The sequence below is a fragment of the Kocuria dechangensis genome, assembly GCF_014636775.1.
GTDB classification, from domain to species: Bacteria; Actinomycetota; Actinomycetes; order Actinomycetales; family Micrococcaceae; genus Kocuria; species Kocuria dechangensis.
Window position 1 is genome coordinate 1 of sequence record NZ_BMEQ01000020.1, and the last position, 14,767, is coordinate 14,767.

Consider the following 14,767-nt stretch of genomic DNA (forward strand, 5'->3'; position numbering starts at 1 on the left):
CATGACCGCAAGTCCGGTCACACCGATCTGAGCTTTCATCATGTCTTCAGGCATGACCCCAGCCTACAAACCCCGAGGGCGGGATGGGATGCGCGGTGGGTCCTACCGGGATCGAACCGATGACATCCACGGTGTAAACGTGGCGCTCTACCAGCTGAGCTAAAGACCCTGAGAACCGGGTGGGCGGTTTGCGCAACCGCCGGCACCCGGGTCCCGAACAGGCTACTAGCAGTTACTTATCAGTAACACCGTCTCCCGCCCGGGAGCCGAGTGACATTCGTCACGTCCTCGGCACCATTCTACGGGCGTGTCAGCTCCTGCTCGAGGCGGACCAGGAACTCCGTGGACCGGGCGTCGATCTTCAGCCGCGCCGCGGCGTCCCCCCTGGTGCGTCCGTGGTTGACGATGACCACGGGCCGGTCGTGGCGCACGGCGTGGCGGACGAAGCGGCGGCCGGAGTTGACGGTCAGCGACGACCCGACGACCAGCAGGGCCTCCGCGGTGTCCACCATGCGCAGCGCCCGCAGCACCCGGTGGCGGGGCGCGTTCTCCCCGAAGAACACGACGTCGGGCTTGAGGACGCCCCCGCACACCGGGCAGTCGGGCACCCGGAAGCCCGCCGTCCGCGTGATGACGGCGTCGGCGTCCGGGGCGTACTCGATGTCCGCCGGGGACGAGAGGGAGTCGTAGAAGCCCGGGTTCAGCTCGTCGAGGAGGTCGGAGAGCACGGCCCGGGGAATGCGGGTGCCGCAGGCCATGCAGCGGACCTGGGTGTAGCGGCCGTGGAGGTCCACCACGTTGAGGGAGCCGGCCGCCTGGTGCAGCCGGTCGATGTTCTGGGTGACGATCCCGGTGACGGCCCCCGCCCCCTCGAGCCGGGCGAGCGAGAGGTGGCCGGCGTTGGGCTGCGCCTCGGCCAGGTGCCGCCAGCCGTACTGGTTGCGCGCCCAGTAGTGGCTGCGCTTCGCGGCGCTGCCCATGAACTCCTGGAACGTCATGGGGGTGCGCGGGGTGGAGCCGGGTCCGCGGTAGTCCGGGATCCCGGAGTCGGTGCTGATGCCGGCGCCGGTCAGGACCGCGGTCCGGCGCCCGCGCAGCAGCTCGACCGCCGTGACCAGGCCCGTGGCGAGGTCGGCGGCGTCGGGGTCGGGGAACTGGTCCGGGGAGTCGGGGACCCCGTACCCCGCGCGCACGGTGCGCATCGGCGTGTCCGGTCCGTGGTCCGGCTCAGGCGGAGAGCTTCGCCAGGGCCGCGCGATAGGCGTCCAGCTGCCGGGGCGTCCCGCGCTCGGAGCGGAAGACGTCGACGACGGTGCCGTCGGCGTCGATCACGAAGGTGGCACGCTCCGCCATGCCCGACTCGGCGTCGAACACCCCGTAGCGCTGGGCCACCGCGCCGTGGGGCCAGAAGTCGGCGAGCAGGTCGAAGTCGAAGGACTCCTCGCGGGCGAACGCGCGGAGGGCGTACTTCGAGTCCACGGACACGGCCAGCAGCTTCACCCGGGCGTCCTCGAACACCGAGAGGCTGTCCTGGAGCTCGCACAGCTCCCCGGTGCAGACCCCGGAGAAGGCGAACGGGAAGAACACCAGCGCCACGGGCCGGCCCCGGAGGCCGCTGAGCGAGACGGGCTCGCCGAACTGGTTGTCGAGCGTGAAGTCCGGTGCGGGTGCGCCGATCTCGGGCATGGAGGATCTCCTGGGTCGGGGGACGGCCGCCGCCCGCACGGGGCGGGCGGAGCGCGTCGTAGGGCGGCCGGCGCGGGCCGGCCGGGGTGCGGGCTCGTGCGCCGCGCTCAGATGTTCCGCTTGGGCATCAGCCGGGTCGCGGCCCAGTCGGCGCTCACGCGCGCGGTGGTGGTGACGTGCAGTCCCGCCGTCGGCGCCGCCTCCTGCACCTCCGAGGGCGGCACGTAGCCGTCGCGGCCCGCCTTGGGGGTCAGGACCCAGACGACACCGCCGTCGTCGAGGGTGGTCTGGACGTCCACGAGCACGTCCACGAGGTCGCCGTCGCCCTCGCGGAACCACAGCAGGACCGCGTCCACGACCTCCTGGTCCTCCTCGTCGAGGAGGTCCGACCCGATCAGGTCCTCGATGCCGTCCCGCAGGGCGAAGTCGACGTCCTCGTCATATCCGAATTCCTGGATGTAGTCGCCATCCTTGAAACCGAGCTGGACTACCGCGTCGTCCGCGGTGGTCTTGGCCTCGCTCACTTCTTGCTCCTTCTGGGATCGGGTCGACCATCGACGACCGCGTACTGCGTACCGGTGCTGGGTCCGCCTGCCCGTCGGTGCACCGCGGGGGCACGGTGGCGGGCCGGAAACCGGCTTCACCGTCCAGACAACACCGGATCAGGGCTCCGATCAAGCTCCGCCCCCCGGTTCGCCTCCTCGGGCCTCCCGCCGGACCAACGTGTGACGCGCCGCTCCCGGTGTGAAAACATGGTGCCAACAGACACCCCGCGTGCCCGTGCTCCCCGCCGGCGAGACCCGCCGGTCGGGACGGTCGCCAGGGTGACCACCACCACAGGTGTCACCCCGGGCCCCGCAGCGGTCGCCGGGTAGCTTGAGATGTCGGACCGCCCGGCTGCGCCTTCGCGCGCGTGCCCGCCCGGGTCGTTCCAGGCAACTCCCCGAAGAGAGGTTGATCGTGCCTTCATCCAGCAACCACCACATCCTCAGTGGCTTGACCAACAACCTGCATGACTCCGACACCGAGGAGACGCAGGAGTGGCTCGAGTCCTTCGAGGACCTCATCGAGACGCAGGGCACGGCTCGGGCGCAGTACATCATGCGTTCGCTGCTGCAGCGCGCGGGTGCGAAGAGCGTCGGCGTCCCGATGGTCACCACCACGGACTACGTGAACACGATCCCGGTGGACCAGGAGCCGGAGTTCCCCGGTGACGAGGAGATCGAGCGGCGCTACCGGGCGTTCCTGCGCTGGAACGCCGCCGTGATGGTGCACCGGGCCCAGCGCCCCGAGATCGGCGTGGGCGGGCACATCTCCTCCTACGCCGGTGTCGCGACCCTCTACGAGGTCGGCCTGAACCACTTCTTCCGCGGCCCGGACCACCCCGGTGGCGGGGACCAGGTCTACTGGCAGGGCCACTCGGCCCCGGGCAACTACGCGCGCGCCTACCTCGAGGGCCGGCTCACCGAGGAGCAGCTGGACGGGTTCCGGCAGGAGAAGACCAAGGCCCCCAACGGGCTGCCCTCCTACCCGCACCCGCGCAACCTGCCCGACTTCTGGCAGTTCCCGACCGTGTCCATGGGCCTCGGCCCGATGAACGCGATCTACCAGGCCCAGTTCAACCGCTACCTGCACAACCGCGGGATCAAGGACACCTCCGACCAGCGCGTGTGGGCGTTCCTGGGCGACGGCGAGATGGACGAGCCGGAGTCGCGCGGTCTGCTGCAGCTGGCCGCCAACGACAAGCTCGACAACCTCACCTTCGTGGTCAACTGCAACCTCCAGCGCCTGGACGGGCCGGTGCGCGGCAACGGCAAGATCGTCCAGGAGCTCGAGGCCTTCTTCCGCGGCGCGGGCTGGAACGTCGTCAAGGTCCTCTGGGGCCGCGAGTGGGACGCCCTGCTGGAGAAGGACCAGGACGGCGAGCTGGTCCGGATCATGAACGAGACCGTCGACGGCGACTTCCAGACCTACAAGGCCGAGTCCGGCGGGTTCGTGCGCGACCACTTCTTCGGGAAGTCGCCGAAGACGAAGGAGCTCGTCGCGGACATGACCGACGACGAGATCTGGGAGCTCAAGCGCGGCGCGCACGACTACCAGAAGGTCTACGCCGCCTACAAGGCCGCGGTGGAGCACAAGGGCCAGCCGACCGTCGTGCTGGCGCAGGGCATCAAGGGCTACGGCCTGGGCACGCACTTCGAGGCCCGCAACGCCACCCACCAGATGAAGAAGCTGACGCTGGAGGACCTCAAGACCTTCCGCGACCACCTGCGCATCCCGGTCTCCGACGAGGAGCTGGAGTCGGACCTCTACGGCGCCCCGTACTACCACCCGGGCAAGGACTCCCCCGAGATCAAGTACATGCTCGAGCGCCGGCGGGAGCTGGGCGGGTTCGTCCCGGAGCGCCGGCACGAGCAGCCCGAGATCCCGCTGCCCTCGGAGGCGGCCTACAAGTCCGCGAAGAAGGGCTCCGGCAAGCAGATGGCGGCCACCACCATGGCCTTCGTCCGCATCCTCAAGGACCTGCTGCGCGAGAAGGAGTTCGGCAAGCGCATCGTGCCGATCGTCCCGGACGAGGCGCGGACCTTCGGCATGGACTCGTTCTTCCCCACGGCGAAGATCTACAACCCCAACGGGCAGAACTACCTCTCCGTGGACCGCGAGCTGATGCTGGCCTACAAGGAGTCCCCGCAGGGCCAGATCCTGCACGCCGGGATCAACGAGGCCGGCTCCGCGGCGGCCTTCACCGCCGCGGGCACCGCCTACGCCACCCACGGCGAGCCGATGGTCCCGGTCTACATCTTCTACTCGATGTTCGGCTTCCAGCGCACCGGCGACTCCTTCTGGGCCGCCGCCGACCAGATGGCCCGCGGCTTCATCATCGGCGCCACCGCCGGGCGCACCACGCTGACCGGCGAGGGCCTCCAGCACGCCGACGGCCACTCGCCCCTGCTGGCGGCCACCAACCCCGCGGTCATCCACTACGACCCGGCCTACGGCTACGAGATCGCCCACATCGTCGAGCGCGGCCTGGAGCACATGTACGGGACCGGCGACGAGGACCACAACGTCATGTACTACCTGACGGTGTACAACGAGCCGATCCAGCAGCCGGCCGAGCCGGAGGACGTCGACGTCGAGGGCATCCTCAAGGGCATCTACCTGCTCAAGCCGGCCGAGAACGACGGGCCCCGCGCCCAGCTGCTCGCCTCCGGCGTGGCGGTGCCCTGGGCGCTGGAGGCCCAGCGCCTCCTGGCCGAGGACTGGGGGGTCTCCGCCGACGTGTGGTCGGTGACCTCCTGGATCGAGCTGCGCCGCGACGGCCTGGCCGCCGAGCGCGAGTCGTTCCTGAACCCCGGCGACGGGACCCGCACCCCCTTCGTCGCCCAGCAGCTGGCCGGCGCCACGGGCCCGATCGTGGCCGTGTCGGACTTCAGCTCGGACCTGCCGGACAAGATCCGCCAGTTCGTGCCCAACGAGTTCGCGTCCCTGGGGGCCGACGACTTCGGCTTCTCGGACACCCGCGCCGGCGCCCGCCGGTTCTTCAAGATCGACTCGCACTCCATGGTGGTGCGGGCCCTGGAGATGCTCGCCAAGCGCGGCGAGATCGACTGGCGCGCCCCCGGCGAGGCGATCGAGAAGTACGCCCTGCTCGACGTCAACGCCGGCACCACCGGCAACGCCGGCGGCGACGCCTGAGCCGGCCTCTCCCGGGCACGACGGCGCCCCTCCTGCCCCTCGGGGCGGGCCGGGGCGCCGTCGCCGTCCCCGGCGCCGGGACGGGGAGCACGCCCGTCCCGGCCCCCGGCGCGCCCGCGGACCCGGCCGGGGCGCCCGGTTGCTCTAAGCTCGACGACATGGCTGGACAGGACGGGACCCCCACTTCTCGCTGGTTGCGCGCGCCGCGCAAGCGGCCCGCCGGGACGGCGGAGAAGGCGCGGAACCGTCCCGCGGCCCCGCCCCACCCCAAGACCCTGGAGAACCTCAAGGCGAACCTGGGCCCCATCTCCACCGTGGCGGTGCGCCGGCTCGAGACGGACCTGGAGTGGTTCCAGCGGCTGCGCGCCGACGAGCGCTCCGAGCTGGGCCTCGTGGCGCAGCGCGGGATCTCCTCGTTCGTGCGCTGGTACGAGGACCCGGAGGAGCCGCTGTGGGTCCTCACCCAGGTCTTCCGCTCCGCCCCCACGGAGCTCACCCGCTCCATCTCCCTCCAGCACGCGCTGCAGCTGCTGCGGATCGTCGTCGACGTCGTCGAGGAGAAGGTCCCCGAGCTCGCGAAGCACCACGACGAGGCCGCCCTGCGGGAGGCCGTCCTGCGGTACTCCCGGGAGGTCGCGTTCGCGGCCGCCGACGTCTACGCCCGCGCCGCCGAGAACCGGGGCTCCTGGGACGCCCGGCTCGAGTCCTTGGTGGTCGACGGCCTCCTGCGCGGGGAGCACTCGGACTCGCTGCGCTCCCGGATCGCGGCCCTGGGCTGGGCCTCGACGGGTCCCGTCACCGTGCTCACCGGCTCCGCCCCCGAGGCCCCGGGGCCGGCCTCCGTGGCCCGGCTGCGCCGGCTCGCCGGCCGCTACGCCCAGGACTGCCTGGTCTCCATCCAGGGCGACCGCCTCATCCTGATCCTCGGCGGGGTGACGGACCGCGACCTCGCCCTCGAGAAGCTCACGGCCGCGTTCGGGCCGGGCCCCGTGGTGCACGGCCCCGAGGCGCCCACCATATTCGAGGCGGGCCGCTCGGCGCGGCTCGCCCACGCCGCCCTGTCGGTGGCCCCCGCCTGGCCCGCCGCGCCCCGTCCGGTGCACTCCGAGGACCTGTGGCCCGAGCGGGCCATGGCCGGGGACGAGGCCGCGCGCGCGGCGATGGTGGAGAGGGTCTACCGGCCCCTCACCCGCTCGGCGACCGGGCTGATCGAGACCCTCTCGACCTACGTGGCCGTCGGCCACTCGCTCGAGGCCACCGCCCGGGAGCTGTTCGTGCACGCGAACACCGTGCGCTACCGGCTGCGCCGGATCTGCGACCTCACCGGCTGGGACCCGCTCGTCCCGCGCGACGCGTTCGTCCTGCACTGCGCCCTGGTGGCGGGACGACTGGCCGACTCCTGCGCCCCGATCGACACCTCGGGTCCCTCTGCGGCCCCCGTCTTGTAGCTTCCCTACAAACACGGCCGCGCGGCTTGGTGGTGTCGGCCCCCGCACGCCACGGCCCGTTCTTGGGAAGCTGGGACGGTGATCGCGATCGTCTGCCCAGGACAGGGCTCCCAGAAACCAGGCTTCCTCGTCGAGTGGCTCGCGCTCGAGGGCGTGCGCGCCCACCTCGAGCGGCTCAGCGAGGCCGCCGGCCTCGACCTCGTGCACTACGGCACGGAGGCCGACGAGGAGACGATCAAGGACACCGCCGTGGCCCAGCCCCTGATCGTGGCCGCCGGCCTCGTGGCGGGACGGCTGCTGGCCGACCGGATCGGCCCCGGCCGCGAGGACCTGGTCTTCGCCGGGCACTCCGTCGGGGAGATCACCGCCTCCGCCCTGGCCGGCGCCCTCACCGAGGCCGACGCCATGGCCTTCGTCCGCACCCGCGCGAACGCGATGGCCGAGGCCGCGGCCGCAGCCCCGACCGGCATGAGCGCCGTGCTCGGCGGCAAGGAGGACGAAGTCCTCGCCGCGATCGAGGCCGCCGAACTCACCCCCGCCAACGCCAACGGCGGCGGCCAGGTCGTGGCCGCGGGCACCCTCGAGCAGCTGGCCGCCCTCGCCGAGAACCCGCCGGCCCGCGCCCGGGTGATCCCGCTGAAGGTGGCCGGGGCGTTCCACACGGAGCACATGGCGCCCGCCCTGGAGCCCCTGCGCGAGCTCACGCCGCGGCTGAGCCCCGCGGACCCCGTGCACCCGCTCCTCTCCAACACCGACGGCGCCCCCGTCGCCTCCGGCGCGGCCAACCTCGAGTCGCTCGTGGCCCAGGTCTGCCGCCCCGTGCGGTGGGACCTGTGCATGCAGACCCTGCTGGAGCGCGGCGTCGAGCAGCTCATCGAACTGCCTCCCGCCGGCACCCTCGCCGGCCTCGCGAAGCGGGGCATGAAGGGCGTTCCGGCCCTCGCCGTCAACTCGGCCGCGGAGCTGGAGCAGGCCAGGAGTATTCTTGGCTGACGCCCGCCCGCGATCCACCCGCGGCTCCCTCCCGGGAGACGCACCAGCCGAACGCGCCCGCCCCGCCGCCCGGGGCTGCTGCGACGTGTCCGGCCGAACGAAGGAGCAAGGACACCTGTGGTGACCCTCAAGCAGAACCAGCCCAACGCGCACTCGCGGATCCTCGGCCTCGGCGCCTACCGGCCCGACGTCATCGTCACGAACGACGACATCTGCCAGTGGATCGAGTCCTCGGACGAGTGGATCCAGCAGCGCACGGGCATCAGGACCCGCCACCGCGCGGGCGCCGACGTCAGCGTGCTGGACATGTCCGAGCACGCCGCCCGGGAGGCCCTGGCCGCCGCGGGCATCGAGGCGTCCCAGCTCGGGGCCGTGATCGTCTCCACGATCTCCTTCCCGTACCTCACGCCCTCCGCGGCCGCCGCCCTGGCCGACCGCCTCGGCGCCACGCCCGCCCCGGCCTTCGACATCTCCGCGGCCTGCGCCGGGTACTGCTACGGCATCGCCCAGGCGGACGCCCTCGTGCGCTCCGGCGCGGCGCAGTACGTGCTGGTGATCGGCGTGGAGAAGCTCTCCGACGTCATCGACAACAGCGAGCGCTCCATCTCCTTCCTCCTCGGGGACGGCGCCGGCGCCGCGGTCATCGGCCCCTCCGACGAGCCGGGCATCGGCCCCTCGGTGTGGGGCTCCGACGGGTCCAAGTGGGACGCCATCCGGATGACCCACCCCCTCACGGACATCCGTGCCGTGGAGGAGGGCCGTCCCCGCGCCGACTCCCCGGACCTGCACGACAAGGAGACCGGGCAGATGCGCGAGGACGCCACGCTGTGGCCCACGCTGCGCCAGGACGGCCAGACCGTGTTCCGCTGGGCGTCCTGGGAGGTCGCCAAGCGCGCCCAGGAGGCCATGGACGTGGCCGGCGTGCAGCCCGAGGACATCGCCGCGTTCGTCCCGCACCAGGCGAACATGCGGATCATCGACCAGATGGTCAAGACCCTGAAGCTCCCCGACTCCGTGGTCGTGGCCCGGGACATCGCGGACTCCGGCAACACGTCCGCCGCCTCGGTCCCCCTCGCCGCCCACCGCCTGCTGGCCGAGCACCCGGAGCTCTCCGGGAAGCTGGCCCTGCAGATCGGCTTCGGCGCGGGCCTCGTCTACGGCGCCCAGGTCGTCGTCCTGCCCTGACGAACCGTGCCCGGTCCGCCCCTCCGGCGACGTGTCGGTCCCGTCAGCGGGCCTCGCGAGTCGTCGTAGGGTTGGACAGCACACCCGTAGTCCCCCGGTCCGTCCGCACGGCCTGACCGGGACCGATGCACCCCGGCACTTCCCGGGGGCGCCCGTCACCACCGGCTGCTCCGGCAGCCGCAGAGAAAGGAAGCCACCATGGCGAGCAAAGAGGAAATCCTGACCGGCCTGGCCGAGATCGTCAACGAGGAGACCGGGCTCGAGACCGAGGCCGTCCAGCTCGACAAGTCCTTCACCGAGGACCTGGACATCGACTCCATCTCGATGATGACCATCGTGGTCAACGCCGAGGAGAAGTTCGACGTGACCATCCCCGACGAAGAGGTCAAGAACCTGAAGACCGTCGAGGACGCCGTCAACTTCATCGACAACGCCCAGGCCTGATCCGGCCGGCCGGCCGCGGGGCGCGGCGGTCCGTACGGACCGCCGCGCCCGCGCCGGCGCACACCCGGGCGGGCCGCCCGTCGCATCACCCCAGGACACGAGGAAGTGCAGTCATGACCCGCAAAGTAGTCGTCACCGGACTCGGCGCCACCACGCCGATCGGCGGCACCGTCCCCGAGCTGTGGCGCAACGCCACCACGGGCGTCTCCGGTGTCCGCGCCATCGAGCACGACTGGGTGGACACCTACGACCTCAGCGTGCGGATCGCCGCCACGGTCTCCACCCCCGCCAGCGAGGTCCTCAGCCGCGTCGAGGCCAAGCGCCTGGACCCGTCCGGGCAGCTGTCCGTCATCGCCGCACGCGAGGCGTGGGCCGACGCCGGCTTCTCGGCGGGCAACGCCGAGGACTCCGAGGAGGTCGACCCGGACCGCTTCGCCGTCGCCTTCGGCACCGGCATCGGCGGCGTGTGGACCCTGCTCGACGCCTACGACACCCTGAAGAGCCGCGGGGCCCGCCGCGTCATGCCCCTGACGGTGCCCATGCTGATGCCCAACGGCAACGCCGCGGCCGTTGGCATGGACCTCAAGGCCCGTGCCGCATCCATCACGCCCGTCTCCGCGTGCGCCTCCGGCACCGAGGCGTTCTACCAGGGGATGAACCTGATCCGCTCCGGCAAGGCCGACGTGGTCGTGGTCGGCGGCGCAGAGGCCGCGATCCACCCCGTGACGATCGCCGCGTTCGCCTCGATGCAGGCCCTGTCCAAGCGCAACGACGAGCCCGAGCGGGCCTCCCGCCCCTACGACACCGCCCGCGACGGCTTCGTCATGGGCGAGGGCGCCGGGGCCGTGGTCCTCGAGTCCGAGGAGTTCGCCAGGGCCCGCGGCGCGCGCGTCTACGCCGAGCTCGCCGGCGCCGGGCTCACCTCCGACGCCTACCACATCACGGCCCCCGACGAGGAGGGCCGCGGCGCCGCCCGCGCCCTCGTGGAGGCCATGGAGACCGGGGACTTCCAGGCCTCCGACGTCAAGCACGTCAACGCCCACGCGACCTCGACCCCGAAGGGCGACGCCCCCGAGGCCGGGGCCCTGCGCCGGACGTTCGGCTCCGCCGTGGACGGCATGTGCGTGTCCGCGACCAAGTCCATGACCGGGCACCTGCTGGGCGGCTCGGGCGCCGTGGAGGCCGTGCTGACGATCCTGGCGGTCCACCACCGGCTCGCCCCGTGCACCATCAACCTGGAGAACCAGGACCCGGAGATCGACCTCGACGTCGTCACGGACGCGCGCGAGCTGCCCTCGGGCGACTTCGTGGCCGTGTCCAACTCCTTCGGCTTCGGCGGGCACAACGCCGTCGCCGCGTTCCGGACGGTCTGACCGCCGGCACCCCGGCAGCACCGAGGGCCGCCCCGCGTCGCGGGGCGGCCCTCGGTCATTGTCCGGCAGCCGTCGTCCGGCAGGCGTCGTCCGGACGTCCTCGTCCGGGTCGCCGTCCCCGGAGGCGGGAGGCGGGAGGCGGCCCGGGAGCGCTCAGCCGACGCGGTGCAGCCAGCGCACCGGCGCGCCCTCGGCGGCGTGCCGGAAAGGCTCGAGCTCCTCGTCCCACGCCTCCCCCAGGGCGAGGGAGAGCTCGTTGATGACCAGCAGAGGGTTGCCGGCGGCCGTCTCGTACGCGAAGCGGATCCGGTCCTCGGAGACCATGATGTTCCCGGCGGCGTCGGTCGTGGCGTGGAAGATGCCGAGGTCGGGGGTGAAGGACCAGCGGGCGCCGTCGTGGCCGCGGGAGGGGTTCTCGGTCACCTCGAAGCGCATTCGGCCCATCGTCCGCAGCGCGGAGGCCAGCAGGGCGCCCGTGCCGGCGGGGCCCGACCACTCCAGCTCGGCCCGCACGGAGCCCGGCTCGGCGTTCTGCGGGGTCCACTCGAGGTCCGTTCGCTGACGCGCGACGGACTCCAGTGCCCACTGGATGTGCGGGCACAGCGCTCGCGGGGCGGAGTGCACGTAGAGCACGCCGCGCGTGGTGGGTGAAGACATGACCTGTTCCTCCGTCGTGTAGGTACGTCTTCCCCAACGCCCTGCACTTCAGCGGTCCGCCCACCGGTCACGGCCCGGGGCCGCACCCGAGCCATGCAGTTGTCCGGGCCGCCCGACGCGCCGCGGGGATTCGAGGCCCGCGCGACGACCGGTCGGCCCGGTTGACGCACCCGCCGTACCGGCCCGTCAGGGCGTCCGGGACCGCGGATGCAGTGCCCAGCTCATTCTTCTGCAAGCATCAGGGGGCGTCAACCCGCCGGTAGCCTCGTGACCGCCGTGTTTCCGTGTGTTTCCGCCCGGTTCCGACTCGCCGGGCCGCAGCGCCGGTCTAGCGGCGGCGGCGCCAGCCCTCCCCCGCCCGCTCGGCGAGGCGGCGCTCCTCGAGCCGGTGCAGCCCCCCGAGCACCTCGCGGGGGGAGAGACCGGCGACGGCGGCCAGCCGGTCCGGGCGGCTCCCGGCCGTGAGCGGCAGGGCGTCCAGCAGCCTGCGGTCGGGGTGGGACAGACCGTCGACGTCGGCGGCGGGGCACGTCCGCTCGGGGGTGAGTGCCGCGCCCAGCGGCGCGACCAGCTCCAGGACCTCGTCGGCGTCGGTGACGAGGACGGCGGCGCCCTCCCTGACGAGCCGGTGGCACCCGGCGGAGGTGCCCGCGTGGACGCTGCCGGGAACCGCGCCGACGGGCCGGCTCAGGGCGTCGGCGCGGTGGGCGGTGCTCTGCGCCCCGGACCGCCAGCGCGCCTCGACCACCACGGTGCCGGCGGTCAGGGCGGCGATGATCCGGTTGCGCTGCAGGAACCGGTAGCGGCTGGGCGTGCAGCCGGGCGCGACCTCGGACAGCAGCAGGCCGCGTGCCTCCACGTCGCGCAGCAGCGCGTCGTTGCCCCGCGGGTACAGGCGGTCGATCCCGCCGGCCATGACCGAGACGGTGGGCGGGAAGCCGGTGCCCGCGGCCAGTGCCGCGGCGTGGGCCGCCTGGTCTATTCCGTAGGCCCCGCCGGAGACGACCGTCCAGCCGCGCCCGGCGAGGGACCCGGCCAGGTCCAGGGCGACCTGCCTGCCGTAGGTCGAGCAGTCGCGGGAGCCGACCACGGCGATCGCCCGGCCGGCGGGAAAGGGCAGCAGCCGCCGGTCGCCGCGGCCCCACAGGCCGACGGGCGCGGACAGCCCCAGGTCGGCGAGGGCCCCGGGCCAGTCCGGGTCCTCCGGCACGGCGAACCAGCCGCCGTGCCGGGCAGCCGTCCCGAGGTCCGCCCCGGGGTCGAGGGACCGGGCGCGGGCCGCCCACCGCTCCCGGCAGCGGCCGATCTGCACCTGGTGCGGCCGGAGTCCCGCGTCGGCGGCGGCCCGCACGAAGGCCGCGTGCTCGGCGGGGCCGATGGGACGGTGCCCCGCGGCGACCTCGAGGGCCGCCACCGGGCCGAGCACCGCCAGCAGGAGCATCGCCGCGGCGTCGGTGGGCTCGACGAGCCGGCACAGCCCGGCCCGGGCCACCCGGACCCGGTCCAGGTCGGAGCCGGCGGGTGCGGTCGGGGCGGTGTCCATGGGATCTCCTCCGGGGCGTTCGGGGCGTTCGGGTCGGGACGGCGGTCCTGGCGGGCCCGCTCAGGCGGGGACGAGGGACCGGAACCACAGCGCGGTGTCGACGTCGTCGGCGGTGGGCCCGGGCCGGCCCTCGAGATCGGCGAGGGTCCACGCGACGCGCAGCACGCGCTGGTAGCCGCGGGCGGTGAGGGATCCGCGGTCCATGGCGCGCTCCAGCGGGACGGTCACGGCGCGGGGCGGGCGCAGGACGCCGTTGAGCAGGCCGCCGCCGAGCTCGGCGTTGGTGCGCGCGCCGAGCGGGCGCAACCGCTCGGCCTGGTGGGCCCGGGCCGCGGCCACCCGGCGGGCGACGGCGGCGGTGGGCTCCCCCTGGCCCGCCCCCGCGGCGAGCTCCCCGTAGGAGACCTTCGGCACGGCGATCTGCAGGTCCACGCGGTCGAGCAGGGGGCCGCTGAGCTTGCCGAAGTAGGCGCGGCGCTCCCGCGGGGTGCACGTGCACTCCGCGCCGCGTCCGCCCGCCTGCCCGCAGGGGCAGGGGTTGGCCGCGAGCACGAGCTGGAACCGTGCCGGGTAGGTCGCGGACGCCGTGGACCGGTCGATCGTCACCGTCCCGCTCTCCAGGGGCTGCCGCAGGGCGTCGATCACCCCGCGGTCGAACTCCGGCGCCTCGTCGAGGAAGAGGACGCCCCGGTGGGCGCGGGACGCGGCGCCCGGATTGGGGATGCCGGACCCGCCGCCGAACAGGGCGGCCGCCGAGACCGTGTGGTGCGGGGCCTCGAAGGGCGGGCGGCGCACCAGCGCCGTGCGCGGGCCCGACCCGTGCAGGGAGTGCAGCGCGGTGACCTCCATGGCGGCGTCGTCCTCGAGGTCCGGCAGCAGGCCGGGCAGTCGCTCGGCGAGCATGGTCTTGCCCGACCCGGGCGGGCCGACCATCAGCAGGTGGTGCCCGCCCGCGGCCGCGATCTCCAGGGCGAGCCGGCCGTCGGCCTGCCCCGCGACGTCCGCGAGGTCCGGGGGCCTCGCGGGGGCCGGCGCCGGCAGGGTCCCGGCCCGGGGAGCGGGCCGGCGCGGCCGCAGCAGCCCGGCGGGGTCCGCACCGGCTGCGGCGAGGACGTCGGCCAGGCAGGCGTGGCCCTCGACCCGGGCACCGGGCACCAGCGCCGCCTCCGCGGCGTTGGCCTGCGCCACCACGATCCGGTCGTGGCCGGCCCGCACCGCGGCCATGACGGCCGGCAGGATGCCGCGGACGGGTCGCAGCGCTCCGTCGAGGCCGAGCTCGGCGAGGAAGACGGTCGTGCCGGTCCGGGGCACGGTCCCGCCCGCCTGCAGGGCGCTCACGACGATCGCGAGGTCGAAGAGGGAGCCGCGCTTGGGCAGCGTGGCCGGGGTCAGGTTGACGGTGATCTTGCGCGCGGTCAGGGGCATCCCGCTGTTGCGGGCCGCCGCCCGCAGGCGCTCCCGGGCCTCGTTGAGGGCCGCGTCCGGCAGGCCCACGATGGAGAAGGCCGGCAGGGTCTGGCCGATGTCCGCCTCGACCTCGACCATGGCCCCGTCCAGGCCGACGAGCGCCACGGCCCAGGTCCGTGCGAAGCCCATCAGCCCGCCCTCCCGCGGCACGGGGCGCCCGAACGGCCCGGGAGCGGCGCGCCCTGTCCGGACAGGACGGCACGGGCGGACAGGGTGGACACGGCGGGATGTGCCGGAAGGGAAAGGACGGGGTGGGCAGCGTGCACGGGGAC

Annotated in this window: 12 protein-coding genes and 1 tRNA gene; 6 read left to right on the forward strand and 7 right to left on the reverse strand. The window is 73.5% G+C overall.

The window, feature by feature from the left end; all coding sequences use genetic code 11:
• Window positions 1-96 precede the first annotated feature (96 nt).
• The 4 genes from IEW07_RS15250 to IEW07_RS15265 all read right to left on the reverse strand — a co-directional run bounded on the left by IEW07_RS15250 (window position 97) and on the right by IEW07_RS15265 (window position 2,210).
• Window positions 97-169, reverse strand: a tRNA-Val gene (locus IEW07_RS15250).
• Window positions 170-299: 130 nt separating this feature from the next.
• Window positions 300-1,202, reverse strand: coding sequence for an NAD-dependent protein deacetylase (locus IEW07_RS15255; protein WP_188538768.1), 903 nt, complete (start codon window positions 1,200-1,202; stop codon window positions 300-302).
• 25 nt (window positions 1,203-1,227) lie between these two features.
• Window positions 1,228-1,686 (reverse strand): peroxiredoxin, encoded by a 459-nt coding sequence (locus IEW07_RS15260; RefSeq protein WP_188538770.1) that lies wholly within the window; start codon window positions 1,684-1,686, stop codon window positions 1,228-1,230.
• Between the two features lie 107 nt (window positions 1,687-1,793).
• Window positions 1,794-2,210: a DUF3052 domain-containing protein gene (locus IEW07_RS15265; protein ID WP_188538772.1), complete on the reverse strand. Its 417-nt coding sequence runs from the start codon at window positions 2,208-2,210 to the stop codon at window positions 1,794-1,796.
• A gap of 436 nt (window positions 2,211-2,646) precedes the next feature.
• Here IEW07_RS15265 and aceE point away from each other — a divergent pair, with 436 nt between their 5' ends.
• The 6 genes from aceE to IEW07_RS15295 all read left to right on the forward strand — a co-directional run bounded on the left by aceE (window position 2,647) and on the right by IEW07_RS15295 (window position 10,828).
• The gene (aceE, locus tag IEW07_RS15270; RefSeq protein ID WP_188538774.1) at window positions 2,647-5,385 is read left to right on the forward strand and encodes a pyruvate dehydrogenase (acetyl-transferring), homodimeric type; all 2,739 of its coding nucleotides are present in this window, start codon (window positions 2,647-2,649) and stop codon (window positions 5,383-5,385) included.
• A gap of 158 nt (window positions 5,386-5,543) precedes the next feature.
• The gene (locus IEW07_RS15275; RefSeq protein ID WP_188538775.1) at window positions 5,544-6,833 is read left to right on the forward strand and encodes a PucR family transcriptional regulator; all 1,290 of its coding nucleotides are present in this window, start codon (window positions 5,544-5,546) and stop codon (window positions 6,831-6,833) included.
• Between the two features lie 78 nt (window positions 6,834-6,911).
• Complete coding sequence (locus IEW07_RS15280) at window positions 6,912-7,826, forward strand: ACP S-malonyltransferase (RefSeq protein ID WP_188538777.1); 915 nt, start codon at window positions 6,912-6,914, stop codon at window positions 7,824-7,826.
• Window positions 7,827-7,943: 117 nt separating this feature from the next.
• Complete coding sequence (locus tag IEW07_RS15285; protein ID WP_188538779.1) at window positions 7,944-9,011, forward strand: beta-ketoacyl-ACP synthase III; 1,068 nt, start codon at window positions 7,944-7,946, stop codon at window positions 9,009-9,011.
• A 198-nt stretch (window positions 9,012-9,209) separates the two neighbouring features.
• Window positions 9,210-9,455, forward strand: coding sequence for an acyl carrier protein (locus IEW07_RS15290; protein ID WP_017833742.1), 246 nt, complete (start codon window positions 9,210-9,212; stop codon window positions 9,453-9,455).
• 113 nt (window positions 9,456-9,568) lie between these two features.
• The gene (locus IEW07_RS15295) at window positions 9,569-10,828 is read left to right on the forward strand and encodes a beta-ketoacyl-[acyl-carrier-protein] synthase family protein (RefSeq protein ID WP_188538781.1); all 1,260 of its coding nucleotides are present in this window, start codon (window positions 9,569-9,571) and stop codon (window positions 10,826-10,828) included.
• Window positions 10,829-10,981: 153 nt separating this feature from the next.
• On the opposite strand, the gene IEW07_RS15300 is transcribed toward IEW07_RS15295, so the two are convergent.
• The 3 genes from IEW07_RS15300 to IEW07_RS15310 form a co-directional block, all read right to left on the reverse strand.
• Window positions 10,982-11,485 (reverse strand): DUF3145 domain-containing protein, encoded by a 504-nt coding sequence (locus IEW07_RS15300; RefSeq protein WP_188538783.1) that lies wholly within the window; start codon window positions 11,483-11,485, stop codon window positions 10,982-10,984.
• A gap of 328 nt (window positions 11,486-11,813) precedes the next feature.
• Window positions 11,814-13,028 carry a DNA-processing protein DprA gene (gene dprA, locus IEW07_RS15305; RefSeq protein ID WP_188538785.1) on the reverse strand — a complete coding sequence of 405 codons (1,215 nt, stop codon included), beginning with the start codon at window positions 13,026-13,028 and terminating at the stop codon, window positions 11,814-11,816.
• Window positions 13,029-13,088: 60 nt separating this feature from the next.
• Window positions 13,089-14,624 carry a YifB family Mg chelatase-like AAA ATPase gene (locus tag IEW07_RS15310; protein ID WP_188538787.1) on the reverse strand — a complete coding sequence of 512 codons (1,536 nt, stop codon included), beginning with the start codon at window positions 14,622-14,624 and terminating at the stop codon, window positions 13,089-13,091.
• Window positions 14,625-14,767: the final 143 nt, after the last annotated feature.